The sequence below is a fragment of the Tistlia consotensis USBA 355 genome, assembly GCF_900177295.1.
In the GTDB taxonomy this organism is placed as follows: domain Bacteria; phylum Pseudomonadota; class Alphaproteobacteria; order Kiloniellales; family DSM-21159; genus Tistlia; species Tistlia consotensis.
This window is the reverse complement of the sequence record NZ_FWZX01000011.1, coordinates 60,101-85,763: the sequence shown is the minus strand read 5'-3', so window position 1 is coordinate 85,763 and position 25,663 is coordinate 60,101. Positions and strand designations below refer to the sequence as shown.

The following is a 25,663-nucleotide window of genomic DNA, read 5'->3' as shown; positions in this document are numbered from 1 at the left end:
ACGGCAGCGCCCCTGCGAAACGGACCCGGAAGGGTCGTTAGCTCTTCAGGCCGAAGCCGGCGAACTTCTTGTTGAACTTCGCCATCTGGCCGCCGCGGTCGGAGACGCGGTGGACGCCGGTCCAGGCCGGATGCGTCTTGACGTCGATGTCGAGACGCAGCGTGTCGCCTTCCTTGCCGTAGGTCGACCGCATCTTCATCTCGGTCCCGTCGGTCTGCACCACGAGGATGTCGTGGTACTCCGGGTGAATGTCCTTCTTCATCGCTGGCTCGCTCCCGGTGCCGGCCCCTTCGAAAGGCCCAGGCACCTCGTGACCGGTCTGACGCCCGCCTCGCAGGCCGGCCGCGGGTCTGACGACCCCCGCCGCGCGCGATCGGGCAGTTGGAAGGCGCGGGGTATAGCCGAGCCGGCCCGGCAAGGCAAGAGCCGGCGCTCGCCAAATTCGGAGCGTCGCCGCCGGCCGGGCGCGGCATGCCGTCCCTTGCCCCGGCCCGGCAACTATGCTTGGTCAGAAGCGGCCGCATCGGAGATATGATGATCGGCCCGTCGCCGTCGCCCGGGACAGCGGGCGCAGGACGGCGGCGGGCCGATTCTGCGTGAGTGCGGGCGGGGCCGTCCGGACGGGGGCGGCGGGCGAGCATCAGAGGTGAAAGAGTCCAGAGCGACCGAACGATGAACCGACAAGAATTGCGTGCCGCCGTGTCCCTCGCCGGGGTGTTCTCCGTCCGGCTGCTCGGGCTGTTCATGATCTATCCGGTCTTCGCGGCCTATGCGCGCAACCTGAGCGGCGCGACGCCCTTCCTGATCGGCCTGGCGCTCGGCGCCTACGGCCTCAGCCAGGGCCTGCTGCAGATCCCCTTCGGCCTGCTGTCCGACCGCGTCGGCCGCAAGACCATGATCGTCATCGGCCTCGGCCTCTTCGCGCTGGGCAGCGCGGTCGCCGCGCTCTCGACCTCGATCGAGGGCGTGCTGATCGGCCGCGTGCTGCAGGGCACCGGCGCGGTCGGCTCGGTGATCCTGGCGCTGGTCGCCGACCTGACCCGGGAGGAGAGCCGGACCAGGGCGATGGCGCTGGTCGGCATCACCATCGGCTTCTCCTTCATGGTGGCGCTGGTCGTCGGGCCGATCCTGTCGGGCCTGGTCGGCGTGCCGGGCATCTTCTGGCTGATGGTCGGTCTCGCCGCGCTCGGCGTCGCCATCGTGCTCTGGGCCGTGCCGACGCCGCGCCGCGTCCAGGCGCATCGCGACGCCGAGACGGTGCCGGCGCTGCTGCTCTCGGTGCTGCGCAACCGCGACCTGCTGCGCCTCGACTTCGGCATCTTCGCGCTGCACGCGATCCTGACCTCGAGCTTCCTGGTGGTGCCCCACCTGCTGCGCGGCAGCCTGGCGTTGCCGGCCGAGCGCCAGTGGGTCGCCTACCTGCCGATCCTGGTCGTCTCGGTGCTGCTGATGGTGCCGGCCGTCGCCTTCGCCGAGCGCCAGCGGCGCATGAAGCCGGTCTTCGTCGGCGCGGTCGCCCTGCTGGCCGCCAGCCAGGCCGCCCTGCTGCTGATCGCGCCCGGCGACCCGGTCGCCGTCGTCGCCGCGATCATCGCCTTCTTCGCCGCCTTCAACACCATGGAGGCGACACTGCCCTCGCTGGTCACCAAGGCCGCCCCGGCCGGCGCCAAGGGCACGGCGACCGGCGTCTACTCGAGCGCCCAGTTCGTCGGCATCTTCGTCGGCGGCGCGGGCGGCGGCTGGGCGCACCAGGCGGCCGGCGCCGAGGGCGTCTTCGTCTTCGCCCTGGCCTTCGCCCTGCTCTGGCTGCTGGTCGCCGCGACCATGCCGAAGCCGGCGCCCTACTCGACCCGGCTGGCGCGCATCGGCGAGGTCAGCGGCGCCGAGGCCGACGCCCTGGTCGCCCGCCTCGCGGGCCTCGCCGGCGTCGTCGACGTGGTCGTCGTCGCCGAGGAGCACGTCGCCTACCTCAAGGTCGATTCGCGGACCTTCGACGCCGCCGACCTGGAGGCCGCCCTGGGCCGCGTCCAGCCGGCCTGAGCCAGGGCGCGGAAGCCGTCAGACCCTGTCGTAGCCGCAGCTGCGGAAGAAGGCGGCAACTTCTTCGGTCAGGAAGCCCTCGCCGGTCGCGAGCTGCGGCAGGTCGAACCCGCCGCCGGTGTTGATCTCGATCAGCACCGGTCCTTCGCCGGTGACCGCTATGTCCATCGACTGGTAGCGGAGCGGCCGGAAGATCGGTGCACAGGTCTCGGCCAGGCCGAGCACCGCATCCCACATCGGCACGGTCCGTCCGGTCAGGGGACGACCGGTCTCGGGATGGCTCTCGTAGTCGGTCGTGCCGAGCGCGTCCTTGCTGCGCGCCGTCCGGATCAGCCCGCTCGCCGGGTCGAGCCCGCAGGCGAGGTTGCGCGGCCGCCAGAAGTTGTCCGCGAGGTTGCCTGCCGCGGGCAGCTTCAGCACCGCGAACGGCACGCGCACACCCTGGTCGGTCATCAGGATGCACAGGCGCACGGTCGCGAGGCTTTCGGTGTAGTCGTCGAAGAAGGCGTGGTTGCGCTGCGCCGGCTGGAGCAGATAGGGCACGTCGCCGATGAAGCGCTCCAGCAAGGTGTCGTAGTCGAGCCAGCCCTCGCCCTTGAGGTGGATGCGCGATCCTTCTGCCTCGAGGGCGAGGAAGGCGCCGTAGCTGCCGATGCCGCGGTTCTCCTTGCCGAAGAAGGGCAGCGTGCCCGGAATCGCCGCGAAGGCGCGCAGCTCCTCCGCCGTCGCGATCCTGCGGGTACCGGGATAGGCGCGGTTGCTGCGGTCGATGACGCCGAGCGTCTCCGGGATGGCCACGGCCGAGCGCTCCAGGAGGTGGGAGCAGAGCCACTTGTCCTCCGTCGTCGCCTGCCAGGTCATGTCGCAGCAGCGATGCGTGATCGGCCAGTGAAGCGTGTCGCTGAGGAAGCGCTCCTGCTGCTCCCGGCCGTAGCGGTCGGTCCGGTAGACGCCGTACTGCACGTACTCCGGCAGGGTCAGCCTGCCGCGCGCGCGGCGCAGCCGGTTGAACTCCCGCGACAGCTCGAAGGCGCCGCGACCGCTCGCCCGGCTGGCATGGCGCAGGTAGTCCGCCTTGCCGGGGGCCTTGCTCTCGCCCGGCTTGCCGTCGCGCGCCTGCCGGTCGCGCAGGGTCGCGTTCATCTCGATCACCGCCATCACGCCCTCCCGCCACGGTATCGGCCCCGACGCACCGCGTCCGGGCCGTGGCCGAAGTCTAGCGAGCCAAGACTTTATGAACCCCTAAGCGGAATAAATAAAATGCCGCGGAACTCTGAAAGAAAATGCATCGAATTTCCAAGTATCGTTAGGAAATTGTCGACGAAGACGCGCGTCTACTGAAGGAAAGGCCGCAGGGCCGAAGGGCATCCGCTCGAAAGGAAGGCAACGGATGACGAGCGAGAGCAGGGCGGTGCTGCCGCCGGCCGGCATGCTGTCCCAGGCGCGGGCTGAGCCCCCCCGGCAGGCGGCCGGGCAGGCGGCGTCCGGTCGCGCGATCGTGCACCCGCTCGTCGACTTCCTGTGCCTCGGCGGCGGGTCGCTGCTCGTGCTGCCCCTGGTCATGGCGGCGCCGGCGAGCGCCGTGCCGGCGCTCGTCGCGCTGATGTGGATGCTGGCCGACGTCCTCAACCACCCGCACTTCGCGGCCAGCTACCAGATCTTCTACCGCGGCTATCGAGAGAAGGCCTTCGGCGGCACCCTGCCGCGCCCGCTGCGCCGGCGCTATCTCGTCGCCGGGATCGCCGTGCCCGCCGTCCTGGCCGGATGGATCGCGGCCAGCTTCCTGGCGGGAAGCGCCTATCTGCTGGGGCTCGCCGGGAACCTGATGCTGCTGCTGGTCGGCTGGCACTACGTCAAGCAGGGCTACGGCATGCTGATGGTCGATGCCGTCTACCGGCGCCGCTTCTTCGGCCGCGCCGAGAAGAGGGTCCTGCTCTGGAACGCCTATGCCTGCTGGATCCTGTTCTGGCTCGCCATGAACGCGGCGGTCGCCGAGCGCAAGATGTGGGGCATCAGCTACTATGCCGTCGAGGTACCGCACGCGCTGCTGCTGCTGGCCTTCTGCGCGGCCGTGGCGACGACGACGATGACGCTGGTGATCTTCGCCCGGCGGCTGCTCGGGGGCGGCGGGCTGCCGGTCAATGGCGCCGTCGCCTACCTGACCACGCTCTATGCCTGGGCCCTGGCGCGCTTCAACCCGCTCACGATCCTCTTCGTGCCGGCCCTCCACTCGCTGCAGTACCTGACCATCGTCTGGCGCTTCGAGAAGAACCGGGCGGCGCTGCGCGCTGCGGCGGGGGCCGCGCCGCAGGGCACCGGGGCAAGCGACGCGCGGAACGGGCGCCGGCAGGTCCTGCTGGCCCTTGCCCGCTTCGGCGCACTGGCGGCGGTGATGGGCCTCGCCGGCTTCTGGTGGCTGCCGCGCCTGCTCGGCGGCAGCGTCGGCTACGATCACGAGCAGCTCGGCGGCACGGCCTTCATGTTCGCCTTCTGGATCTTCATCAACGTCCACCACTACTTCATCGACAACGTCATCTGGCGCAGCGACAACCCCGAGACCGCGAAGGCCCTGTTCGGCACCGGGCGGTAGGGCGGCGGTCCGTCCGGCCGCGCCCACGTCGCGGGGTCGCGCCCGGATCGGCAGGAGCGCTCTCGCCGATCAACGGCAGTAGGTCGAGCCAGATCGGCCGTCGCTGCAGCCGGGACGGCAGTCGCCGTGGCTCTGGCACAGGGAGCGGCCCCACTCTGCGACCGCCCGCTCCAGGTCCAGCGTCGAGCAGCCCGCCAGCAGCACGGCGGCGAGCAGCAGCAACGCGAGTTGCCTAGTCATCGGCAGCCTCCCGGGCGGCGGGCGGATGATAGGCGAGCAGGTCTCCCGGCTGGCAGTCCAGCACGGCGCAGATCCGTTCCAGCGTCGCGAAGCGCAGGCCTTTCACCTTGCCCTGCTTGAGCAATGACAGGTTCGCCTCGGTGATGCCGACCGCCTCCGCCAGGTCCTTCGAGCGCATCTTGCGCCGTGCCAGCATGACGTCGAGCGTGACCACGATCGGCACGGTCAGACGAAGCTCGCGTTCTCGTCGGCGAGCCGGCTCGCCTCGCGCATGACCCGGCCGATCACCAGGAGCACCAGCCCGATCGCCAGCGCACCAAGCTCACCGGTACCGAGCGAGAGCGCAAGCGCGCGCTGACCCGGCGGGTTGCCGAGGGTGAGGATCGCGCCGGCCGCGCCGTTGGCGAGCGGCTGGAGCAGGGCCCAGACCAGGACCGCGCGGGCGAAGCCAGACAGGCAGAGCGCGGCGTCAACCGAGAAGACCTCGCCCTGGGCATAGTGCAGGAACAGGCGGCGCAGACGATGGACACCCCACAGCAGGACGACGAGCGGCAGCAGCAGCACCAGCCAGCCAGCTACCATCAGCCCCGGCTCCGGCTCGGCCGGAATCGGCAGGATCGCGAAGGGCGGCCAGGTCCGCTTCAGCTCGGGCAGCGCCAGCCAGGCGCCGGTCAGCAGCAGGGGCAGCGCGATCATGGCCGCGAGACAGGCAAGGGCCATCGCGCGGCCCATACGGCGGATTGCGGCGAGATCGGACAAGGCCAGGGTCCTCCGGCTGGATCGACAGCCGAGACGCTAGCAGGAATTTATCGTTTTACAATAATTTCTTTTCGCAGTGCGATGACTAGCGCTCGGTCAGCTTGAACTCGATGCGGCGGTTGCGGCGGAAGGCCTCTTCGCTGTTGCCGGTATCGATCGGCTGGTACTGGCCGAAGCCGGCCGCGACCAGGCGGTTCGGCGGGATGCCTTCGTCGATCAGCACCTTGACCACGGCGATGGCGCGCGCCGAGGAGAGCTCCCAGTTCGACGGGAACTCCGGGGTCGAGATCGGCCGGATGTCGGTATGGCCGTCGACGCGCAGCACCCAGTCGATGTCCGACGGAATCTTCGCCGCGACCTCGCGCAGCAGGCCGGCCAGCTCGGCGATCTGGGTCCGGCCCTCGGGCTCGAGGGTCGCCGAGCCGGTCGGGAACAGCACCTCGGCCTGGAACACGAAGCGGTCGCCGACGATGCGGATGTTCTGGTTGTCGCCGAGGATCTCGCGCAGCCGGCCGAAGAACTCCGAGCGATAGCGGGCCAGCTCCTGGACCTTAGTCGCCAGCGCCGCGTTCAGCCGCTTGCCGAGGTCGAGGATCTGGGCCTGCTGGGTCTCGTTCTTGTGCTCGCTGTCCTCGAGCAGGGCATTGAGCTCGCCGAGGCGGCGGCGCAGCGAGGCGAGCTGGGCGTTGAGCAGCGATACCTGGCGCCGCGCCTCCTCAGACAGCGACTGCTGCTCGAGGGCGAAGTCCTCCGACGTCGACAGGCGCTTCTCGATGATCTCGAGCTGGCTGGCCAGCTTCTGCTTGTCGAGCTCGCTGCTGTCCAGCTTCTCCTTCAGGCCCTTGGACTGCTCGGCGAGCGCCTCCAGGGCCTTCTGGCGCTTGGCCAGCTCGGAGTCGAGCTCGTCGCGCAGGTCCTTGAGGGTCGCCAGCTCGGCGAGCTGCGCCTCGATCTTCTCCTTGTCGGCCTGGATCGTCGAATAGGCCTGCTTCAGGTTCCTGGCCTGCTCGTCGTTGACCGACTGGACCTGCTGCAGCTGGTTGCGCAGGGCGTCGCCGGTCTCCAGCGCCTTGGCCAGGTCGCCCTCCTGGCCCTTGTCCTGCTTCTGCAGGGCGGCGAGCTGGCTGGCCAGGCGGTCGCGCGCCTGGGAGGCCGCGGCGAGCTCTGCGTTCAGCTGGTCGCGCTTGTCGGTCAGGCTGCGCAGCTGCGTCTGCAGGTCGTCGCGCGCCTCCAGCGAGGTCTGCAGCTCGCTCGACAGCTGGGCGATGTTGATGCGCAGGTCGGCGTTGGCGTTGCGCTCCAGGATCAGCAGCTGGTTGGCCTCGCCGAGGTCGCGGTTCGCCTTGCTGAGCTGCTGGTCGCGGCCGGACAGCGCCACCGACAGGTAGTACTGCGCGATCATGAAGACCATGAGCACGAAGATGACGACCATGACCAGGGTCGAGAGGCCGTCGACGAAGCCCGGCCAGATGTTGACGCTGCGGTTCCGGCTGGTGCGCCCGAGCGTGTACATCCTCTAGCGTCCCGGAAGCGGGGCCATCTAGCTCTCCGCTTCCTCCGCCAGGGCGGCGATGGTGCGCGCCAGCAGACGGATCTCGCTGCGGATCTGCTCGACCGTGTGGTCGCGGTTGACCGACAGCTCGCCGGCGATCCGGGCGAGATTCATGTTCATCGAGCGGATGTGGTCCTTGGTCGCGTCGTCCAGGCCGCCGGCCTGGAAGTTCGCCTCGGCGAGCTGGCCCAGGATCGGGCGCAGCGCGCTGTGCGTCTCGGCCAGGCGGCGCAGCACCTCCTGCTCGGTGCGCATCTGGTCGGTCATCAGGCTCATGCGCTCGGTCAGCTGCGCCAGGTTGCGGTTCGCCTCCTGGCGATCCTCCTCGCCGCGCTCGATGGTCCGCTGCAGGCCGTCCAGGCTGTCCGCGGTCTGCTCGAGCAGGGCCGAGAGATAGGCCGGCACCGAGCCGCCCTCGCTGTCGCCGCCCGCCGGGCCGCCGCCGCTGAGGCGGGTGATGCCGGACAGCCACTCCTCGAGCTCGTTCATGAAGCGGTTGTGGGCCTGGCCGGCCTGCAGCTCCAGGAAGCCGAGCACCAGCGAGCCGGTCAGCCCGAACAGCGACGAGGAGAAGGCCGTGCCCATGCCGCCCAGCGGCCGCTGCAGGCCGGTCTGCAGCTGCTGGAACATGCTCGCCGGGTCGCTGCCGGCGGTCGCCAGGCTGCCGATCGTCTGGCCGACCGAGTTGACCGTCTCGACCAGGCCCCAGAAGGTGCCGAGCAGGCCGAGGAAGATCAGCAGTCCGACCAGGTAGCGCGAGATGTCGTGGCTCTCGTCGATGCGCGAGCGGATCGCGTCGACCAGGGTGCGCATCGACAGGGTCGAGAGGGTCAGGCGGCCTTTGCGCTCGCGCAGCATCTTGGCCATCGGGCCGAGCAGGTGCGGCCCGCGCCGCTCCCGGCCCTCGCCGGGGAAGATCAGGCCGCCGCTCGACTCCTGCTTCAGCCGCTCCAGGTAGTCGATCTCGCTCCGCAGCAGCAGCACCTGGCGGAAGGAGTAGACCACGCCGAGCAGCGCGACGCCGAGGATCATGCCGTTGAGCACGGGATTGGCCATGAACGGCGCGGTCAGGCGCGGCGCCAGCACGGCGCCGGCGATCAGCACCAGCACCAGGAACACCGACATGCGGATCAGGTAGGTCTGCGGCCGGGTCATCTCGACGCTACGCTGCCTTCCTCGGGGCCCGCGGCGCCGCGCGGGTCGTCGCCGGCGGCCCGGTCAGGCCCGCCCGACGCCTCATCGACGCGCCGCGAGGATGTCGACACGGTCGGCCGGCCCGTCGCCGCTCTTGTTGCCCTGGGCGCGCACGTCCATGCGCCGCGAGCCGATGCCCGCGTCGACCAGGAACTTGCGGACCGAGAGCGCGCGCGCCAGCGACAGGCGGCGGGCCTTCAGCACCTCGCTGTCCGAGCCGGCGGCGTAGGCCAGCAGCTGGATCCGCGCGTCCGGATTGGCCTCGAGATAGTCGACGACCTTCTTCAGCTGGTCCTTGGCGTCGGCGTTGAGATCGTCGGACTCGGCCGCGAAGTCGAGCCGGGCGAGCTGCTGTTCGGCGGGCGTCTCGGTCGCGGGGGGCAGGGCCGAGGTCTGGGTCTGGGGCACGCTCTGGGTCGCCGGCGGCGGCGCGGGCGGCTCGGCCGTCGCGGTCCTGGTCTCGCTCTCCGGCTTGGCCGGCGCTTCGGCCATCGTGCTGCTCGGCGCCGCCGCGGGAGGTGGCGGCGGCGGGCTGGCGCTGCTCGTCGCGCTCGAGGGGCTCGGCGGCGGGGGCGGCGGCGGAGGCGGCGGCACGGCGCCCGACGACGAGCCGCTGCTCGACCTGCTCGCGGCACTGCTCGAGCGGCTGGTCCCGGTGCTTCCCGAGCCCGGGCTGCCCGAGCCCGGGCTGCCCGAGGCCATGCTGCTCGAGCTCATCGGGCTCGATGCGGTCGCGCTCGGCGCCGTCGTCGCGCCGGCGCCGCTCGGCGCCTCGGTTGGCGCGGCCTCGGCGCTGCGCTCGCTGCTGGCGATCATCGGCGGCGGAGGCGGAGGCGGAGGCGCGACGCGCGCCGCCGTCGAGGGCGACGACAGGCTGCGGCTCTCGCTCAGGCTGGTGCCGCTGCTCGGCTCGGGCGGCGTCGTCCGCTGCAGCGAGACCGGCGGGCTCGGCGGGCCGTTCGGCACGCTCGTCGCCACCTGCGCCTGAGGCGCCGGCTGGGCGGCGCGCGCCATCACCGGCGGCTGCAGCAGCGGTGTCGGATGGACGCCCTGGTAGGGGCCGGCGGGTGCGCCGTAGGGCGGCACGTAGGCCTGCTGGTAGGGCGCCTGTCCATAGGGCGCCTGCGCGTAGGGCTGGCCGTAGGGCGGGACGGCGGCCTGCGGGTAGCCCGGTGCCGGATAGGCGCCATAGGCCGGCGCGCGGGCGACGAACTCGGAGCTCGGCGCCCGCTGCGGCGGGAACAGCAGCGGTCCGCTCGGCTGCGGGAAGGGGCTCGGCTGCGTCGGATAGGGCGCGCGCGGATAGGCCGGCTGGTACCCCGGATAGGCGCCGGGCGCCGCATAGGGCGCGGTGTAGGGCTGGCCGTAGGGCACCTGACCGTAGGGCACGGCGGCGCCGGGCCCGAGCTGGCCGAGCACGTTGGGATCGACGTAGACGTCGCTGGGCGCCAGGTTCTGCGCGGCGGCGCGGTCCTGCCAGGCCGGCGCCGCGAACAGCGCTGCCGCAGCGACGCCGAGGGCGAGCAGCTTCCGGCGCCAGGCGAGGCGGTGCGCGCTGCCGGTCAGGCGATTGGTCCTCAAGAGCTGGATCCTCGGCCGATTCGTCACGCGGCGTCCCCGTTTCGCGCCCCCGGATTCACGGCCGACAGACTAGGCCGAATCGGCCGTGAGCGACAACCGCTTTGCCAGCGACCGATACGCCCCCCGATCGTGGCGCCAGGACGCCTTGCGGGCAGGCGCTGCCACGGCGCGTTAACTCGGGCCCCGGACCGCGGAGCGACGGCGCCCACCCGCGAGGATGGCGGCGAAGCCGTTGAGCGATGGTTAACACCGCCGCGCCGCCTGCCGGGCGCGGCTCAGCGCTTCTGGGCGCCGCCGACCAGCTTGGCCAGGCTGCGGTGCAGATGCTCGTTGGCGGCCAGCACGGTATGGCCCTCGAGCGAGACGCTGCGGCCCTCGATGTCGGTGACGATGCCGCCGGCCTCGCGCACCAGCAGGATGCCGCCCGCGAAGTCCCAGGGTGACAGGCCCTGCTCCCAGAAGCCGTCGAAGCGGCCGGCCGCGACGTAGGCCAGGTCCAGCGAGGCGACGCCCCAGCGCCGCACGCCGGCCGAGTTCTGCATGACCGCGGTCAGCTCGCGCAGGAACACGCCGTCGTCCTTCTTCGAGCCGAGGAAGGGGATGCCGGTAGCGAACAGGCTGTCCGAGAGGTTGCGCCGCGACGAGACGCGCAGGCGGCGGTCGTTGAGAAAGGCGCCGCCGCCCTTCTCCGCCCAGAACAGCTCGTCCTTGATCGGATCGTAGACGACGGCGGCGATCACCTCGTCGCGCTCGGCGAGACCGATCGAGATGGCGAAGTGCGGCAGGCCGTGCAGGAAGTTGCTGGTGCCGTCGAGGGGATCGACGATCCAGCGCCGCTCGCAGCCGGGCTGCGGGTCGGTGCCCCCCGACTCCTCCATCAGGAAGCCGTAGTCGGGCCGGGCGCGCGACAGCTCGTTGCGCAGCACCTGCTCGGCCTTGGTGTCGGCGGCCGAGACGAAGTCGGCGGGCCCCTTCTTGGAGACCTGCAGGTTCTCGACCTCGCCGAAGTCGCGCTTCAGGCCGCGCGCCGCCTGGTTGACGGCGCGGACCATGACGTTGATCAGAGCGGAACGGACTGCCATGACACGTGCGGGGACCGGCGCGCCAGGGCGGCCGGAGCTCCCGGACTCTCCTTCCTGTTAGTCCTTGGCGCGCTCGACGTAGGAGCTGTCGGCGGTGTTGACGACGATGCGCGTGCCGGATTCGACGTGCGGCGGCACCATGACGCGCACGCCGTTGGCCAGGATCGCCGGCTTGTAGGAGCTGGAGGCCGTCTGGCCCTTCACGACCGGCTCGGCCTCGACGATCTCCTCGACCACGGTCTCGGGCAGCGACACCGAGATCGGCTCGTCCTCGTACATCTCCATGGTCACGGTCATGCCCTCGCGCAGGAAGGGCAGCGGCTCGCCGACCAGGTCGGCGGCGACGGTGATCTGCTCGTAGGTCTCGTTGTTCATGAAGGTCAGCAGGTCGCCCTCGGCGAAGAGGAACTGGTACTGGACCTCGTCCATGCGGGCGCGCTCGACCGTGTCCGCGGCGCGGAAGCGCTCGTTGAGCTTGGTGCCGTCGCGCACGTCCTTCAGCTCGACCTGCAGGAAGGCGCCGCCCTTGCCGGGCTTGACGTGCTGGATCTTGACGGCGCGCCAGAGGCGGCCGTTGTGCTCGATGAGGTTGCCGGGTCGGATGGCGTTGCCGTTGATCTTCATGGCGGTCTTGCTCGCAGGTTTCACTTGCGCCGGGCAGCGGCGACGCACGACAGGTGGGGGTGCGGGGGCCGGATCTGCAACAGCGCGCTAGCGGGAGAAGGCGCGCGGGTTATAGCGGCGCGGGCGGGCCGGAGCAAGCCGGGCCGGCCGGCGGCCCGGCCGCTAGGAGGCGCGGCGCACCGGCACGAAGCGCATCGTGAAGTGCTGCCAGAGATCGTAGGACTCGCGCGGCAGGTCGAAGGGGCTGCAGTCGGTCAGCGCCTGGCGCGCCGCGAGCGCAAAATCCTTGAAGCCGGCGTCCGAGACCATGCGGCCGGGCTGCTTGATCAGCGCCTTCAGCAGCTGGCCCTTCGTATCGAAGGCGACGTCGATGTCGACCCGGAAGCGGCGCGACGCGCTCTCGCTGCCGACCGTCCAGCAGCGGGCGATCTGCCGGCGCACCGCGCGGATCACCGCCCAGAGCTCCGGGTGCTCCTCGGCCTGCAGACTCTCGTCCCGCAGCGCGTCGAGGCGCGCGAGCAGCGATTCCGGGGAGTCGGGAGCGGTCGCGCCCCGGGGCGCGCGCTTCGCGGCAGGCCGGGCGGTCGCCGCGGCCGGCGGCGGCTGGTCCGTCGCGGCAGCCTCGGCGAGCACGGACCGAGCCGGCGGCTCCGGCAGGTCGGACGGCTTCGGCGGCGCCGGCGCCGGTCTCTCGGCGCGCGCCAGCTCCTGCGCCGGAACGGCGGCGTCGGGCGCCGCCGCGACGACCTCGCCCGGCCGGCTGTCCTCGATCGCCTCCGGCTCGACGGCCGCCAGCGCTTCCGTCACCGTCAGCGGCGCCTCCGCGGCCTCGGCCGGCGTGTCGGACGAGACCGCGGGCGGCGGTCCGACCGAGCCGGCGACCGCGACCGCCACCTCCGACGGTGTCTCGGCCGGCGTCACCGGCTCGCTGACCCTGGCCTCGGCCGATGGCGCCAGCGCTTCGACCGGCTCGACCGCAGGCAAGGGCGCCGACTCGCCGCGTGCCGTCGGCTCCGGCCGGCTCTCCTCGACGCGATCCGGCTCGGCCGCGGCCAGCGCCTCCGGCAAAGGCACCTCGGGAGCCTCGACCGACGTCTCGCCAGCCACGATCCGGGCCGGTTCGGCCGGCTCGGCCACGACCGGCGCCTCGGGCGCCGTCGAAGGCATCTCCAGGGCCTCGATCGGCGTGTCGGGCGTGACGTCGGGCGGCGGCCCGATCGACGCGGCCACCTCGGCCGCCACCTCGGGTGCCGCCGCCGGCTCGCCGGCTACGGCCTCGGCCGGCTGGTCCGCCGGAACCGGGACGGCAGCGTCCGCCGGCGCGTCTGCAGCGGGCGAAACCGCCGCAGCCGGCGCATCAGCGGGCTGCAGCACCTCCGGCGCCTCGGCTTCTGCCGTCTGCCCCGCGACGCCCGTCGCCGGCTCCGAAGGCGCGAGCATGGCCAGCTCGACGACGACCGCCGGCGGTTCGGGCGCCGGCCGGTCCGGCGCGAAGCGCAGCAGCGCCGCGAAGACCGCGAGGTGGATCGCCAGGGAGCCGACCAGCGCCACGGTCAGGGCGGAGCCGTCGCCGCCGGCCCGTGACGGGCGCGTCAGGCCGCGGCGCACCGGCGTCATCGGCCGCGCCCCGGGTAGACCTCGATGACCAGCTTCTCGCTCGGCACGCCCGCCGCCTCGAGCAGCTGCGCCACGGAGACGTCCTTGGCCTGGGCGAACAGCTGGTCGCCGGCCGTGAAGTCGCCTTCGGCGTAGGCCTCGAAGATGCGGGCGCTCTCGGCAGTGTCGGCGAGCTGGTAGCGCGCCCGGAAGGTCTGCCAGGCCGCCACCGAATCGAGGCAGGGGCGCACGCCGTAGGGATTGAGCGAGCAGTCGCCGGCCTCGCCGGGCGAAGCGGGGCGCAGGCCGGCGACCGCCGCGTCACGGCCGATCGTGGTGGTCGGCTCGTCGTAGTGCGGGATCGGCTTGTTGCTGGCGAGCGCGTAGATGGTGTCGCCGCGCCGGAAATCGCCGACGGCATAGGCGGCGAACATCTGGGCGGTCGCCGCCCCTTCCGGCAGGCCGTGGCTCGCGATGAAGCTGTGGTAGACCCGATCGATCTCGGGGCAGGGCTTGGTTCCGTAGGCGTCGAGGTCGCAGGGATTCTCCATGTTGGTCTGGTAGCGCCCGAGGTTGAGGGCATCGACCTCGGCCTGCAGCTCGTAGACGCTCTCGGTGACCGGCGGCGGCTCGCCGAGGGCGGAGGCGAGCAGACGCTCGCCGATGCGCACGTCCTCCTGGGCGAAGGCCTCGAAGATCTCCGCGCTCTCCCGGTTCTTCGGCAGGCCGTAGATCTCGGAGAACTCGGTCCAGCGCCTGGCCGTGTCGAGACAGGGATTGGGGGCGAAGTAGTTGTAGACGCAACGCTGGCCGCCGCGGCCGTCGTCGTCGACGACGCCCGGCTGCCTGGCCGGCGGCTTGCCGTGGCCGACCAGCTTCAGCTCGCCGCCCTGCCACTGGAACTCGAAGAGCAGGCGCCCCAGCGTGGCGTCCCAGGCGGCCTTGCCGGCCGTGATGCGTCCGATCAGGAAGACCCGGTCGCCGTCGAAACGCTGCAGGGTCCAGAAGGCGGACAGCACCTTGGTCAGGCCGGTGGTCACGCCGCGGACCAGGCCGTGCTCGCGGTTGTAGTCCTGCAGCTGGTCCTGGAGGTCGCTGGCGTGGCTCGAGACGTAGGCCTCGATCTCGGCCTGGGAGCGCAAAGGCGGCTGGGCCGCCTCGCCGCTCGCCGCGAGACAGAGGATCGCCAGCACCGCCGCCAGCAAGCAGGAAATGGTACTGACAGGAGCCATGGCCCGCCCCCAGCCGAGGTCGGCGAAAATCCTACGGCCAAACCGTCCGGGCAACAACTCCGGGTGTCGCCGGCAGCCGGGCTAACTAGCGCCGCCCGACAGAAGACCGCTGGCGCCGATGCCGTCGAAGACGAACTGCACGGCAAGGGCGGCGAGCAGGATGCCGGCGACGCGCGAGACGACGTGCAGGGCCGTGACGCCGATCAGCTTCTGCACCTGGGTCGCGGTCAGCAGCAGCGCCAGGGTCAGCAGCATCACCGCCAGCATGGCGCCGACCACCGCGGCGATCCGCGTCGCGTCGCCCTGCGCCTGGGCGACCAGCAGGATCGCGGCGCCGATCGCGCCGGGCCCGGCGATCAGCGGCATGGCCAGCGGAAAGACCGCGATGTCGCGCTTGCCCTCGGCCTCGGCGACTTCGTCGCGGGTCGTGGTGGTGCCGCCGGAGGAGCGGGCGAAGACCAGGTCGACGGCGATCAGCAGCAGCAGGATGCCGCCGGCGGTGCGCAGCGCCGGCAGCGAGATGCCGAAGGCGGCCAGCACCGGCTTCCCGAACAGCGCGAAGAACAGCAGGATGCCGCTGGCGACGGCGACGCCCCGGATCGCCATGGCCCGGCGCTCGCGCGGCCGGTGCTCGTTGGTCAGGCCGGCGAACAGCACCGCGACGTCGAGCGGGCCGACGGTCGCGAAGAAGGTCGCCAGGGCCACCAGGGCCGTCTCACGCATCTTGGGAATCCCCCCGGGGAGCGGGGCGCGCCCGCACCCCGCGTCCATCAGCCGGGCCCAGCCTCGGGCCGATCGGCCTCCGGGTCAACCCGCGCGCCCGGCGGACCTGCGCGGCGGACCTGCGCGGCGGACCTGCGCGGCGGCCCGGCGGCCGCGGCACGGCTCAGGCGTCGATCGCCGCCTGGACCCCGGCGACGAGCGCCGCCGGATCGGCCGCCTGCCACAGCGCCGGCGCCAGGGCGATGAACTCGGCGCCGGTCTCGACCAGGGCCGCGGCATCCGCCGGATCGGCGTCCCAGGCGACGCAGGGCACCTCCATCAGCTCGGCCCACCAGGCCAGCGCCTCGGTCGCCGAGGCCGGGAAGGCGACGTAGTCGGCCTCGGCCTCGCCGGCCTCCATGGCGGCATGGCGCAGCCCCTCGCCCTCCGCCGTCGCGGCGCAGAGCGCGCCGACGATGGCGTCGGCGCCGAGCGCCCGGCGCACCGCCTTGACCGTGGTCCGGTTGGCCGGCACCTGCACGCCGTCGCAGCCCAGCTCGACCGCGAGATCGGCGCGGCCCTCGACCAGGAAGGCGACGCCGGCCTCCTGGAGCGGGCCGCAGAGCGCCGTCACGGCCGCGCGCACCGCGGCGTCCGGCGCGGCGGCGCCCTCGGTGCGCAGCACGAAGGCGGCGACGTCGCCCCGGGCGACGGCCGCGAGAAGGCGCCTCAGGAAGCCCTGCAGGTCGCTGCCGTCCCCCGCATCCTCCTGGAGCAGGTCCGGCGGCGAGGACAGGATCAGCCGGCAGCGCAAGGCCGGGTCAGGCCTTGCCCTGGTAGATCTTGACGATGGTGTCGAGCAGGGCCAGGGCGTCCTCGCGCGAGCGCTGGAACGAGTTGCGGCCGATGATCGAGCCGTTGGCGCCGCCCGCGGCGATCTGGCGGATCTCCTCCAGCACGCCCTCGGTGCCCTTGGCGGCACCGCCCGAGAAGACGACGATGCGGCGGCCGGCGAAGGCCGACTGCATGACGTGGGCGATGCGCTTCTCCAGGGTCGAGAGGTCGACCTTGGCCTTCTCCAGCGCCTTCTTCGCCTCGTCCTGCTCGACGTGGTCGGTCGGCGGCTTGACCTTGATGATGTGGGCGCCGAGCAGGGCCGCCAGATGCGCGGCGTAGGCGGTGACGTCGACCGCCGTCTCGCCGGCCTTCGACAGGTCGCCGCCGCGCGGGTAGGACCAGAGCACGACGGCCAGGCCGACGGCCTTGGCCTCCTCCGAGAGCTCGCGGAACTCCTCCATCATCTCGAACTGGTCGTCGGCGCCCGGATAGATCGTGAAGCCGATCGCCGAGCAGCCGAGGCGCAGGGCGTCCTGGACCGAGCCGTAGACGGCCTGGTCCTTGACCGTCGCGTGGCTGTCCGAGGAGTTCAGCTTGAGGATCGTCGGGATCGCGCCGGCGAAGGAGTCGGCCCCGGCCTCCAGCATGCCGAGGGGTGCCGCATAGGCGTTGAGCCCGGCGTCGATCGCCAGCTGGTAGTGGTAGTGCGGGTCGTAGGCCGGCGGGTTCGGCGCGAAGCTGCGGTCGGGCCCATGCTCGAAGCCCTGGTCGACCGGCAGGATGACCATCTTGCCGGTGCCGCCGAGCCGACCGTGCATCAGGATCCGCGCCAGGTTGGTCTTGGTGCCGGGACAGTCGCTCTCGTAGTTCGCCAGGATGCGCTTGACGCGCTGGGTGATCCGCATGGTGTTCCTCGTCGCCGCCAGTTCCCGTTGGTTACGCCCCTCGGCAGCCGGGTCGCTGTCCTGTCAGGGGGCGCGGCGTTGCATAGCCGAGCCGCGCCGCCTTTTCAACGTTCGGCACCGGGCGCGGTGCCGTCCCGCAGCCAGCCGAGCGCGGCCTCTTCCGGCTTTTCGAGGTCGAGGAGGTCGAGGGCCGGCGGCCGCCGCTTGACCAGACGGGCGCCGCCCGCGGCCGCGATCGCGGCCAGACGGCCGCGCTGCGGCTCCGGTCCCTCGAAGACGATCGCCTCCAGCCCGCTGTGCAGCGCCTCCAGGGCCCGGCCCGGGGCGGCGCCGCAGTCGAACAGGGCCAGCGCCGCGGCCCCGGGCACCGCGGTGCGGGCCAGCGCGACCATCTCGCGGAAATAGAGCGGCCCGACGGTAAAGGCGGCCGCGGGAGCCGAGAGCAGCGTCACCGCCCGGCCGGCCGACGCCGCGGCGCGCAGCGCCGCCTCGGCATGCTCGAGCCAATGCACCGTGATCGCCGGGCCGGGCAGGTCGCCGCTGGGGGACATGGCCGCAGAATAGCGGAAACCCCGGCGCGCTGTCGCGGCGCCGGGGTTTCCGGAAGCAGGCGGGCCGGACGGGCCGGCGCCCAGCCGGTCAGGCTGCGCGCACCTTCTGCAGGAAGGCCTCCATCGCCGTGGACAGGCGCTCGGAGTGGCCGATCAGCTCGCCGGTCGAGGCCGCCATCGTGCCGACGACCTGCTTGGCGTCGCGGTTGCCCTCGCTGACCTCGTTGATGCCGGCGGCGGCGTGGCTGACGCTGGCCGAGGCGCCCTGGGCGCTGCGCGCGATCTCGGAGGTCGCGGAGTTCTGCTCCTGCACCGCGGTGCCGACCGTGGTCGCGATGGAGCGCACCTCCTCGATGGCGCCGCCGATGCCCTCGATGGCGGTCACCGCCTCCTTGGAGATCGACTGCATCTCGCCGATGCGCTGGGAGATCTCGTCGGTCGCCTTGGCGGTCTGGGTCGCCAGGTTCTTGACCTCCGAGGCGACCACGGCGAAGCCCTTGCCGGCCTCGCCGGCCCGCGCCGCCTCGATCGTCGCGTTCAGCGCCAGCAGGTTGGTCTGCTCGGCGATCTCGCTGATCAGGTTGACCACGTCGCCGATCTTCTGCGCGGCGTCGGCGAGGGCCGCGACGGTGCCGTTGGTGTCGCTGGCGCGCTGCCCGGCGTCGCCGGCCAGGGCGTTGACCTGGTCCATCTGGCGGGTCACCTCGGCGATCGAGGCGGCCAGCTCCTCGGCGGCGCTGGCCACCGCCTGGACGGCGTCCGAGGCCTCGTGGGTCGAGGCGGAGACGCTGGCCGAGGTCGATTCGGCGCTGTCGACCTTGCCGGTCACCGTCGTCGCCTCCTGGCCGAGCGCCGCCGAGGCGCTGGCCACCGAGGCGACGATGCGGCCGATCTCGGCCTCGAACTCGCCGGCGAGCTGGCGCATCGCCTCGGCCTTCTCGGCCTGGGCGCGCTGCTCGGCCTCGCGCTGCTCGACGCGCAGCTTCTCGTTCTCGTGCATGCGCTCCTTGAAGACGTGGAGCGCCCGGGCCATCTCGCCGACCTCGTCGCGCTTCGACTGGTAGGGCACCTCGGCGTCGCTGTCCTCGCGCGACAGCCGCTGCATCAGCTCGGCGAGACGCGGGATCGGCCGCAGCATGGCGCGGAACAGCAGGTAGGCCGCGATCACCGAGAGCAGCAGCACGACGGCCGAGGAGGCGACCAGGTTGAACGACAGGTCGTCCAGCACGCCGGTCAGCTGCGCCTTCAGCACGCCCGCGTAGAGGATGCCGATGACCTTGCCGGCGGGATCGAAGATCGGCTGGTAGATCGTGTAGTAGTCGCGGCCCAGGATCGTCGCCTCGCCGCGAAAGGTCCTGCCGCTCGACACGACCGGGAAGACCTTGCCCTTCTTGCCCAGCTGCGTGCCGACCGCGCGGCTGCCGTCGGGCTTCACGATGTTCGTGGTGCGCCGCCAGAAGTCGCCGTCGCCCGGCTGCAGGGCGAAGACCGTCGCGGTCTCGCCGGTGTAGCGGCCGACGCGGTCGATCATGTCGTGGTCGGCGAAGTCGGGGATCGCCGGCATGACCAGGCGCTCGACGTTGCCGTCCTTGGCGTAGGTCACCTTCAGCTCGGGGAAGCGCTCGCTCATGACCAGGGCGGCGGCGCGCAGGCTGGCCGACTGCCGGTCGATGACCTGGCGCTCGATCTCGTGGGTGATCTCCAGGATCGTCACCGTCCCGACCGCAGCCACCGACAGAGCGATCAGCAGGATCGTCAGGGCCGTCGTCCGGGTGGTCAGGCGCAGGCGGGAAAGAAGGCGGAGGCTGGGCATGCTCTGGGGTCCTCGCAACGGGACGGTGCGGGCGAGACCCGCAAGACTGCCCTACCGGGATACCAACAGCCTGCTTAACGGGAGGTAAAATCCGTTCGTACACACCCTCAGGAAGGCCTGAGCGAACACTGCGCCGTGCAGAAAGCGGAACGCGGAGCCGTGGCCACGGCTCCGCGTTCCGGCAGATCGGCGCGCGCCGCCCGGTCCGGGCGGCCGGGCAGCCTAGAGCAGCTTGCCCATGGCGACGGCGGTGTCGCTCATCCGGTTCGAGAAGCCCCACTCGTTGTCGTACCAGCTCATGACGCGGACGAAGCGGCCCTCGATGACGTGGGTGCCGCCGGCGTCGAAGACCGAGCTGGCCGAGGAGTGGTTGAAGTCGACCGAGACCAGCGGCGCCTTGTTGACCTCCAGGATACCCTTGAGGCGGGCGCTCGCCGCAGCCTCCTCGACCGCCGCGTTGATCGCCTCGGCCGAGGTCTCGCGCGCGGCGTCGAACTTCAGGTCGACCAGGCTGACGTTGGGCGTCGGCACGCGCAGGGCGACGCCGTCGAGCTTGCCCTTCAGCTCCGGCAGCACCAGGCCGACGGCGCGCGCCGCGCCGGTCGAGGTCGGGATCGTCGAGACCGCCGCCGCACGGGCCCGGTGCAGGTCCTTGTGCAGCGTGTCGACCGTGCGCTGGTCGCCGGTGTAGGAGTGAACGGTGGTCATGAAGCCGCGCTCGATGCCGACGGCCTTGTGCAGCACGTGGGCGACCGGCGCCAGGCAGTTGGTCGTGCAGCTGGCGTTGGAGACCACGGTGTGGCCGGGCTCCAGCTTGTCGTCGTTGACGCCGAAGACGACGGTCAGGTCGACGCCGCTGGCCGGCGCCGACACCAGCACCTTCCTGGCGCCGCCCTTCAGGTGCAGGCCGGCCTTCTCCTTGTCGGTGAAGATGCCGGTGCACTCCAGCACGATGTCGACGCCGAGGTCGCCCCAGGGCAGCTTGGCCGGGTCGCGCTCGGACAGCGACTTGATGGAATGGCCGTCGACGATGATCGAGTCGTCGGTCGAGCCGACCGTGCCGGGATAGCGGCCGTGGACCGAGTCGTAGGTCAGGAGGTGGGCGTTGTCGGACGGCTTGCCGAGGTCGTTGATCGCCACGAACTCGATGTCGCTGCGCTTCGCCTCGTGGGCGGCGCGGAGCACCAGGCGGCCGATCCGGCCGAAACCGTTGATACCGACGCGAACGGGCATGGTGTTCGATCCTCCTCCAGCTGGTCCCAGGCTTGCCGCCCGCGTGCGGGCGGCTCCGTCTCTGCTCTCTCTAACGACTGCGCCCTACAGATGGGTGCGCACGGCCGACACGACAGCCTCGGCGGTGATGCCGAAGTGCTCGTAGAGCGCCGTGTGGGGCGCCGAGGCGCCGAAGCCCTTCATGCCGACCACGACGCCCTCGGCGCCGACCCAGCGCTCCCAGCCGAACGGCACGCCAGCCTCGATGGCGACCTGCAGGCTGCCCGGATAGAGCACCTCGTCGCGATAGCTGCTGGGCTGCTCCGCGAACAGCTCCCAGCAGGGCATCGAGATGACGCTGGCGGCGATGTCCTGCTCGCGCAGCAGCTTCTGCGCCTCGAGCGCGATGCTGACCTCGGAGCCGCTGGCGATCAGCGTGACCTGGCGCGCGGCATGGGCCGGGGTCAGGATGTAGGCGCCGTAGCGGCACCAGTTCTCCTCGCCGGCGCCGCCGCGCACGGTCGGCACCGACTGGCGGGTCAGCGCCAGCACCGAGGGCCCGTCCTTCCGCTCCAGCGCCAGCTCCCAGCACTCGGCCGTCTCCATGGTGTCGGCCGGCCGCATGACCCACAGGTTCGGGATCGCGCGCAGCGCCGCCAGGTGCTCGACCGGCTGGTGCGTCGGACCGTCCTCGCCGAGGCCGATCGAATCGTGGGTCATGACGTAGACGACCGGCTGCCGCATCAGCGCCGACAGGCGGATCGACGGCCGGCAGTAGTCGCTGAACACCAGGAAGGTGCCGCCGTAGGGCCGGAAGCCGCCGTGCAGCGCCAGGCCGTTCATCGCCGCCGCCATGGCATGCTCGCGCACGCCGTAGTGCAGGTAGCTGCCCGTGTAGCCCGGCGGCACGATGTTCGCCTGCGCCTTGGCCTTCGTGTTGTTCGAGCCGGTCAGGTCGGCCGAGCCGCCGATCAGCTCCGGCATCAGGCCGGCGACCGCCTCGATCGTGCGCTGCGACGACTGGCGCGTCGCCAGGGTCGGCTTCTCGGCGTCGATCTCGGCCTTGAGCGTCTTGAAGGCCGCGGCCAGGTCGGCCGGCAGCTCGCCCGACAGGCGCCGCCGGAACTCGTCGCGGTCGGCCGCGGACAGGCCCTCGAGGCGCTCCAGCCAGGCCTGGCGCCGCGCCGCGCCGGCGGCGCCGATCGCCCGCCAGGCGCCGAGCACCGGGGCCGGCACCTCGAAGGGCGCGTAGGGCCAGCCGAGCTTCTTGCGGGCACCGGCGATCTCCTCGGCGCCGAGCGGCGCGCCGTGGGTCGCCGCCGTGCCCTCCTTGGTCGGCGCGCCGAAGCCGATGCGGGTGCGGCAGGCGATCAGCGAGGGCCGCTCGTCGGCACGCGCCGCCTCGATCGCCGCCCGGATCGCCTCGGGATCGTGGCCGTCGACGCGCTGGGTGTGCCAGCCGTAGGCCTCGAAGCGCAGCAGCGCGTCGTCCGACAGGGCCAGCGAGGTCGGGCCGTCGATCGAGATCTCGTTGTCGTCGTAGAGCGCGATCAGCTTGCCGAGCTTGAGGTGGCCGGCCAGCGAGGCCGCCTCGTGGCTGATGCCCTCCATCAGGCAGCCGTCGCCGACCATGACGTAGGTCCGGTGGTCGACGACCGACTCGCCGAAGCGCGCCGCCAGCAGCCGCTCGGCGATCGCCATGCCGACGGCGTTGCCGAAGCCCTGGCCGAGCGGCCCGGTCGTCGTCTCGATGCCGAGGGCATGATCCGCCTCGGGATGGCCCGGCGTCTTGCTGCCGAGCTGGCGGAAGCGCTTCAGCTCCTCGACCGTCATCTCGGCATAGCCGGTCAGGTAGAGCAGCGCGTAGAGCAGCATCGAGCCGTGGCCGGCCGACAGCACGAAGCGGTCGCGGTCGGCCCAGTCGGGCGCCGAGGGATCGAAGCTCAGGAAGTCGCGGAACAGCACCGTGGCGACGTCGGCCATGCCCATCGGCATGCCCGGGTGGCCGGACTTGGCCCGCTCGACCGCGTCCATCGCGAGGAACCGGATGGCGTTGGCGAGCTCGCCGTGGGAAACGGCCCCACGGGCCGCGGCGGCAGCGGGGGTCTGGGGGTCCTGATGATCCACTCGTCGCACTTTCCGGAGAATTGACGGGCCTCGACGGCCGGCAGGCGGCGCCCGACTCTGGCCCCTCCTGGCGGCGAAGGGACGGCCGGTCGCAGGAACGCTGGGCCAGCGGCGCTGTACGGGCGCGCACAATGCCGCCGGCCCCCGGCGGGGTCAACCGCGATATGGCGGTCGAAATCCGGCCCGCGCCGGCCGCCCGCCGGGCAGCCTCGGCCGGCCCTGGCCGATTGACCCGCGCGCGGCGCACCGCTTACCTTCCGACGGGCCCCGGCATCCGCGGGGAGCCCCGATGGAGAGGCGGTGGCCGGTGTCGGCTTTGCAGGACAGCAGCGAGAGACTGGAGGCCGCGCTCGCGCGGCTCGAGGCCGTGCTCGCCGAGCGCGCCGGCGAGACCGGGGAGCTGCGGGCCGCGATCGCCGAGGCGCGCGCCGAGAACGAGCGCCTGCAGAAGCTGGCCGGCGAGGCCGCGAACCGGCTCGACCGCACCATCGCCGAGCTCGAGCGCGTCATGAAGGAGGCCTGAGGCGATGGGTCAGGTCGCGCTGAAGATCAACGGACGCAGCTACGAGATCACCTGCGACGACGGCCAGGAAGAGCACCTGCGCGAGGTCGGCGCCTATTTCGACAGCCGCGTGCGCGAGCTGGCCGGCGCGGTCGGCCAGGTCGGCGAGGGCCGGCTGCTGGTCATCGCCGGGCTGCTGGTCGCCGACGAGCTGTTCGACGCCAAGGACCGGCTGGAGCGCCACGGCGCCCGCGAGGCCGAGGCGGCGGCCGACGAGGCGGCCGAGGTGCTGGACGGCGCCGCCAGCCGCATCGACACCCTTGCCCGCAAGCTGGCCGAAGCCTAATTAACGAGGCTCGGCATCTGCCGACGAGGGACGGGCTGCGGGGTGCGTCAGGTCGCGTCGATCCCTGGGGCCAATACGAACCTCTAGGGAGCTGTCCCTGCCGGGGCCCTGGTCCCGGCACTACGGCGCCCACCTGTCTCGGACAGGCCACAGAGGATGATCATAGACCAACGGCCTTCGCGGCTCCCCTCGATGTCTTCCGCCGCCGATCCGGACGCCGCCGACCTGGCGGCCGAGAAGAAGCGGCTGCGCGCGGCCCTGCTGGCCCGGCGCGCCGCAGCCCATGCGGCCGACCCCGAGGCCGGGGCGCGGCTGGCGGCGCGGCTGGCCGACGTCGCCCTGCCCGAGGGCGCGGTCGTCGCCGGCTACTGGCCGCTGCGCGACGAGATCGACCCGCGCCCGGCGATGCTGGCGCTGCTCGGCCTCGGCCATCCGCTCTGCCTGCCGGTCATCGTCGGTGCCGGAAAGCCCCTGGCTTTCCGTGCCTGGACGCCGGACGCTAGACTGCAGGCCGCGGGCTTCGGCACCCAGGTGCCGGGCCCGGAGGCCGAGGAGCGGGTGCCGTCGGTGCTGCTGGTGCCGCTGGTCGGCTTCGACGACGAGGGCTTCCGCCTCGGCTACGGCGGCGGCTTCTACGACCGGACCCTGGCGAAGCTGCGGGCCGGGGGCCTGCAGGCGCTGGCCATCGGCCTCGCCTACGCGGCGCAGCGCGCCGAGCGCCTGCCGCGCGAGACGACCGACGAGCGGCTGGACTGGATCGTCACCGAGGCGGGCGCCCGCGCCCTCGCCCCGGCGACCTGAGGAGACGAGATGCGCTTTCTGTTCTGCGGCGACATCGTCGGGCGCTCCGGCCGCGACGTCCTGGTCGAGCGGCTGCCGGCGCTGCGTCGCGAGCTCGGCCTCGACTTCGTCGTCGCCAACGCCGAGAACGCGGCCGGCGGCTTCGGCGTCACCGAGAAGATCTGCGGCGAGCTGTTCGAGGCCGGCGTCGACGTCGTCACCGGCGGCAACCACTCCTGGGACCAGAAGGAGGCGCTGTCCTACATCGAGCGCGAGCCGCGCCTGCTGCGCCCGCACAACTTCCCGGCCGGCACGCCGGGCCGCGGCGCCGCGCTGTTCCAGACCGTGCAGGGACGCAAGGTGCTGGTCGTCAACCTGATGGGCCGGCTGTTCATGGACCCGCTCGACGATCCCTTCGCCTGCGTCGAGCGCGAGCTGTCCCGCCACCGACTGGGCGCCACGGCCGATTTCGTGCTGGTCGACATGCATGCCGAGGCGACCAGCGAGAAGATGGCCATGGGCCACTTCCTCGACGGCCGGGTCTCGCTGGTCGTCGGCACCCACACCCACGTGCCGACCGCGGACACGCAGATCCTGCCGGGCGGCACCGCCTACCAGAGCGACGCCGGCATGTGCGGCGACTACGATTCGGTGATCGGCATGGACAAGGCCGTACCGCTGCAGCGCTTCACGCGCAAGCTGCCGACCGAGCGGCTGTCGGCGGCGACCGGCCCGGGCACCCTGTGCGGCGTGTTCGTCGAGACCGATCCGAGGAGCGGCCTGGCCCGGCGCGTCGAGCCGCTGCGGCTCGGCGGCCGCCTGCAGCAGCAGATGCCGAAGGCCGAGGCGCTGGCCGGCTAGAGCCGGGGGCCCAGAGTCGGGGGCCTAGAGTCGGCCGGCGGTCTTCAGGAAGCGGCCGACCTCGTCGTCGAGCAGGGCAGCGCGGTCGACCGCCTCGGCGGCCAGACCGGCCGCGGCGCGGACATCGCCGCCGTCCTCGCAGAGTATCAGCAGGCGGTCCAGGCCGGCAGCCGCGCTCTCGGTCGCGAAGTCGCCGACCAGCGCCGCCGCGGCGACGAGGTTGCGGCTCGCCGCCTCGCCGTCGGCTGCCTCCTGGCCGACCATCTGGCCGGTCAGCTGCATGACGTCGACGAGTTCACGAGGCAGGGCCATGGGTCTGGATCCTTCGCTGTTTCGGACACCGCGCTGCCCGCGCTCGGGGACGATGCCGGCCCGCAGAATGGCCGTCCGCCCGTTAATCCGCGGTTAACGCAAACGGCCCGCGCGCGGCGGCCCCGCCCACCGCTCCGGCGACGGGGCTTCCGAAACCCCTGGCATCCCTGCTAGAAGGCAGCCGCGCGATGCCGGGACGGATGCAGACACGGTCTGGGCGTGGCC

General features: G+C 72.1%; 26 protein-coding genes and 1 other RNA gene. 7 read left to right on the top strand and 20 right to left on the bottom strand.

All coding sequences use genetic code 11. The features are described 5' to 3' along the window. Positions 1–37 precede the first annotated feature (37 nt). Positions 38–262 carry a 50S ribosomal protein L31 gene (rpmE, locus tag B9O00_RS14820; RefSeq protein ID WP_085123469.1) on the bottom strand — a complete coding sequence of 75 codons (225 nt, stop codon included), beginning with the start codon at positions 260–262 and terminating at the stop codon, positions 38–40. Between the two features lie 437 nt (positions 263–699). Here rpmE and B9O00_RS14815 point away from each other — a divergent pair, with 437 nt between their 5' ends. Next, positions 700–2,040, top strand: coding sequence for an MFS transporter (locus tag B9O00_RS14815; protein WP_200808517.1), 1,341 nt, complete (start codon positions 700–702; stop codon positions 2,038–2,040). 18 nt (positions 2,041–2,058) lie between these two features. Here B9O00_RS14815 and B9O00_RS14810 read toward each other — a convergent pair whose 3' ends face one another. After that, positions 2,059–3,198: a sugar-transfer associated ATP-grasp domain-containing protein gene (locus B9O00_RS14810; protein ID WP_085123467.1), complete on the bottom strand. Its 1,140-nt coding sequence runs from the start codon at positions 3,196–3,198 to the stop codon at positions 2,059–2,061. 232 nt (positions 3,199–3,430) lie between these two features. Between B9O00_RS14810 and B9O00_RS14805 the strand changes: the two genes are divergently transcribed. Then, positions 3,431–4,630 (top strand): hypothetical protein, encoded by a 1,200-nt coding sequence (locus B9O00_RS14805; RefSeq protein ID WP_085123466.1) that lies wholly within the window; start codon positions 3,431–3,433, stop codon positions 4,628–4,630. Positions 4,631–4,699: 69 nt separating this feature from the next. On the opposite strand, the gene B9O00_RS33085 is transcribed toward B9O00_RS14805, so the two are convergent. From B9O00_RS33085 to tkt, 17 genes are all read right to left on the bottom strand, one after another. Next, positions 4,700–4,870 carry a hypothetical protein gene (locus B9O00_RS33085; protein WP_159460222.1) on the bottom strand — a complete coding sequence of 57 codons (171 nt, stop codon included), beginning with the start codon at positions 4,868–4,870 and terminating at the stop codon, positions 4,700–4,702. Further along, complete coding sequence (locus tag B9O00_RS14800) at positions 4,863–5,093, bottom strand: helix-turn-helix domain-containing protein (protein ID WP_085123465.1); 231 nt, start codon at positions 5,091–5,093, stop codon at positions 4,863–4,865. The genes B9O00_RS33085 and B9O00_RS14800 overlap by 8 nt, the downstream gene beginning before the upstream one ends. 2 nt (positions 5,094–5,095) lie before the next feature. Then, positions 5,096–5,629, bottom strand: a complete 534-nt coding sequence (locus B9O00_RS14795) for a DUF2975 domain-containing protein (protein ID WP_143596243.1) — start codon at positions 5,627–5,629, stop codon at positions 5,096–5,098. An 85-nt stretch (positions 5,630–5,714) separates the two neighbouring features. Continuing rightward, positions 5,715–7,142 carry a peptidoglycan -binding protein gene (locus B9O00_RS14790; protein ID WP_085123463.1) on the bottom strand — a complete coding sequence of 476 codons (1,428 nt, stop codon included), beginning with the start codon at positions 7,140–7,142 and terminating at the stop codon, positions 5,715–5,717. A 27-nt stretch (positions 7,143–7,169) separates the two neighbouring features. Beyond that, positions 7,170–8,336 carry a flagellar motor protein MotA gene (locus B9O00_RS14785; RefSeq protein ID WP_085123462.1) on the bottom strand — a complete coding sequence of 389 codons (1,167 nt, stop codon included), beginning with the start codon at positions 8,334–8,336 and terminating at the stop codon, positions 7,170–7,172. Positions 8,337–8,417: 81 nt separating this feature from the next. Further along, on the bottom strand, positions 8,418–9,956 hold the full coding sequence (locus tag B9O00_RS14780; protein ID WP_085123461.1) for an OmpA family protein: 1,539 nt from the start codon (positions 9,954–9,956) through the stop codon (positions 8,418–8,420). Between the two features lie 275 nt (positions 9,957–10,231). Continuing rightward, on the bottom strand, positions 10,232–11,038 hold the full coding sequence (locus B9O00_RS14775; RefSeq protein WP_085123460.1) for an inositol monophosphatase family protein: 807 nt from the start codon (positions 11,036–11,038) through the stop codon (positions 10,232–10,234). Between the two features lie 57 nt (positions 11,039–11,095). Beyond that, positions 11,096–11,662: an elongation factor P gene (gene efp, locus B9O00_RS14770; protein ID WP_085123459.1), complete on the bottom strand. Its 567-nt coding sequence runs from the start codon at positions 11,660–11,662 to the stop codon at positions 11,096–11,098. A gap of 162 nt (positions 11,663–11,824) precedes the next feature. Further along, positions 11,825–13,279, bottom strand: coding sequence for a cell envelope integrity protein TolA (gene tolA / locus B9O00_RS14765; RefSeq protein WP_085123458.1), 1,455 nt, complete (start codon positions 13,277–13,279; stop codon positions 11,825–11,827). Beyond that, positions 13,276–14,490 (bottom strand): hypothetical protein, encoded by a 1,215-nt coding sequence (locus B9O00_RS14760; protein WP_143596242.1) that lies wholly within the window; start codon positions 14,488–14,490, stop codon positions 13,276–13,278. Before B9O00_RS14760 ends, tolA begins: the two co-directional genes overlap by 4 nt. A gap of 81 nt (positions 14,491–14,571) precedes the next feature. Further along, positions 14,572–15,213 (bottom strand): MarC family protein, encoded by a 642-nt coding sequence (locus tag B9O00_RS14755; protein WP_085123456.1) that lies wholly within the window; start codon positions 15,211–15,213, stop codon positions 14,572–14,574. A gap of 163 nt (positions 15,214–15,376) precedes the next feature. Continuing rightward, on the bottom strand, positions 15,377–16,006 hold the full coding sequence (locus tag B9O00_RS14750) for a thiamine phosphate synthase (RefSeq protein ID WP_085123455.1): 630 nt from the start codon (positions 16,004–16,006) through the stop codon (positions 15,377–15,379). Between the two features lie 7 nt (positions 16,007–16,013). Beyond that, the gene (locus B9O00_RS14745) at positions 16,014–16,934 is read right to left on the bottom strand and encodes a class I fructose-bisphosphate aldolase (protein ID WP_085123454.1); all 921 of its coding nucleotides are present in this window, start codon (positions 16,932–16,934) and stop codon (positions 16,014–16,016) included. A gap of 104 nt (positions 16,935–17,038) precedes the next feature. Continuing rightward, positions 17,039–17,485, bottom strand: coding sequence for a hypothetical protein (locus B9O00_RS14740; RefSeq protein WP_085123453.1), 447 nt, complete (start codon positions 17,483–17,485; stop codon positions 17,039–17,041). 88 nt (positions 17,486–17,573) lie between these two features. Continuing rightward, complete coding sequence (locus B9O00_RS14735; protein ID WP_085123452.1) at positions 17,574–19,298, bottom strand: methyl-accepting chemotaxis protein; 1,725 nt, start codon at positions 19,296–19,298, stop codon at positions 17,574–17,576. A 222-nt stretch (positions 19,299–19,520) separates the two neighbouring features. Beyond that, positions 19,521–20,531 (bottom strand): type I glyceraldehyde-3-phosphate dehydrogenase, encoded by a 1,011-nt coding sequence (gene gap, locus B9O00_RS14730; protein WP_085123451.1) that lies wholly within the window; start codon positions 20,529–20,531, stop codon positions 19,521–19,523. A gap of 84 nt (positions 20,532–20,615) precedes the next feature. Then, complete coding sequence (tkt, locus tag B9O00_RS14725) at positions 20,616–22,637, bottom strand: transketolase (protein ID WP_085123450.1); 2,022 nt, start codon at positions 22,635–22,637, stop codon at positions 20,616–20,618. Between the two features lie 307 nt (positions 22,638–22,944). Here tkt and B9O00_RS32510 point away from each other — a divergent pair, with 307 nt between their 5' ends. From B9O00_RS32510 to B9O00_RS14700, 5 genes are all read left to right on the top strand, one after another. Further along, positions 22,945–23,160 carry a hypothetical protein gene (locus tag B9O00_RS32510; RefSeq protein WP_143596241.1) on the top strand — a complete coding sequence of 72 codons (216 nt, stop codon included), beginning with the start codon at positions 22,945–22,947 and terminating at the stop codon, positions 23,158–23,160. Between the two features lie 4 nt (positions 23,161–23,164). Further along, entirely contained in the window at positions 23,165–23,485 is a 321-nt protein-coding gene (locus B9O00_RS14715) for a cell division protein ZapA (protein ID WP_085123448.1), read from the top strand. Between the two features lie 29 nt (positions 23,486–23,514). Next, a non-coding RNA gene (ssrS, locus tag B9O00_RS14710) (6S RNA) lies at positions 23,515–23,675 on the top strand. Positions 23,676–23,677: 2 nt separating this feature from the next. Continuing rightward, positions 23,678–24,286: a 5-formyltetrahydrofolate cyclo-ligase gene (locus B9O00_RS14705; RefSeq protein ID WP_085123447.1), complete on the top strand. Its 609-nt coding sequence runs from the start codon at positions 23,678–23,680 to the stop codon at positions 24,284–24,286. 9 nt (positions 24,287–24,295) lie between these two features. Continuing rightward, complete coding sequence (locus B9O00_RS14700; protein ID WP_085123446.1) at positions 24,296–25,126, top strand: TIGR00282 family metallophosphoesterase; 831 nt, start codon at positions 24,296–24,298, stop codon at positions 25,124–25,126. Positions 25,127–25,150: 24 nt separating this feature from the next. Here B9O00_RS14700 and B9O00_RS14695 read toward each other — a convergent pair whose 3' ends face one another. Next, entirely contained in the window at positions 25,151–25,438 is a 288-nt protein-coding gene (locus B9O00_RS14695) for a hypothetical protein (RefSeq protein WP_085123445.1), read from the bottom strand. Between the last annotated feature and the right edge of the window lie 225 nt (positions 25,439–25,663).

Coding starts and splice junctions, on each gene's coding strand:
- rpmE (WP_085123469.1), bottom strand. CDS start 262: ATGAAGAAGGACATTCACCCGGAGTACCACGACATCCTCGTGGTGCAG.
- B9O00_RS14810 (WP_085123467.1), bottom strand. CDS start 3,198: ATGGCGGTGATCGAGATGAACGCGACCCTGCGCGACCGGCAGGCGCGC.
- B9O00_RS14805 (WP_085123466.1), top strand. CDS start 3,431: ATGACGAGCGAGAGCAGGGCGGTGCTGCCGCCGGCCGGCATGCTGTCC.
- B9O00_RS33085 (WP_159460222.1), bottom strand. CDS start 4,870: ATGACTAGGCAACTCGCGTTGCTGCTGCTCGCCGCCGTGCTGCTGGCG.
- B9O00_RS14790 (WP_085123463.1), bottom strand. CDS start 7,142: ATGTACACGCTCGGGCGCACCAGCCGGAACCGCAGCGTCAACATCTGG.
- B9O00_RS14785 (WP_085123462.1), bottom strand. CDS start 8,336: ATGACCCGGCCGCAGACCTACCTGATCCGCATGTCGGTGTTCCTGGTG.
- B9O00_RS14775 (WP_085123460.1), bottom strand. CDS start 11,038: ATGGCAGTCCGTTCCGCTCTGATCAACGTCATGGTCCGCGCCGTCAAC.
- efp (WP_085123459.1), bottom strand. CDS start 11,662: ATGAAGATCAACGGCAACGCCATCCGACCCGGCAACCTCATCGAGCAC.
- tolA (WP_085123458.1), bottom strand. CDS start 13,279: ATGACGCCGGTGCGCCGCGGCCTGACGCGCCCGTCACGGGCCGGCGGC.
- B9O00_RS14760 (WP_143596242.1), bottom strand. CDS start 14,490: ATGGCTCCTGTCAGTACCATTTCCTGCTTGCTGGCGGCGGTGCTGGCG.
- B9O00_RS14755 (WP_085123456.1), bottom strand. CDS start 15,213: ATGCGTGAGACGGCCCTGGTGGCCCTGGCGACCTTCTTCGCGACCGTC.
- B9O00_RS14745 (WP_085123454.1), bottom strand. CDS start 16,934: ATGCGGATCACCCAGCGCGTCAAGCGCATCCTGGCGAACTACGAGAGC.
- B9O00_RS14740 (WP_085123453.1), bottom strand. CDS start 17,485: ATGTCCCCCAGCGGCGACCTGCCCGGCCCGGCGATCACGGTGCATTGG.
- B9O00_RS14735 (WP_085123452.1), bottom strand. CDS start 19,298: ATGCCCAGCCTCCGCCTTCTTTCCCGCCTGCGCCTGACCACCCGGACG.
- gap (WP_085123451.1), bottom strand. CDS start 20,531: ATGCCCGTTCGCGTCGGTATCAACGGTTTCGGCCGGATCGGCCGCCTG.
- B9O00_RS14715 (WP_085123448.1), top strand. CDS start 23,165: ATGGGTCAGGTCGCGCTGAAGATCAACGGACGCAGCTACGAGATCACC.
- B9O00_RS14705 (WP_085123447.1), top strand. CDS start 23,678: ATGTCTTCCGCCGCCGATCCGGACGCCGCCGACCTGGCGGCCGAGAAG.
- B9O00_RS14700 (WP_085123446.1), top strand. CDS start 24,296: ATGCGCTTTCTGTTCTGCGGCGACATCGTCGGGCGCTCCGGCCGCGAC.
- B9O00_RS14695 (WP_085123445.1), bottom strand. CDS start 25,438: ATGGCCCTGCCTCGTGAACTCGTCGACGTCATGCAGCTGACCGGCCAG.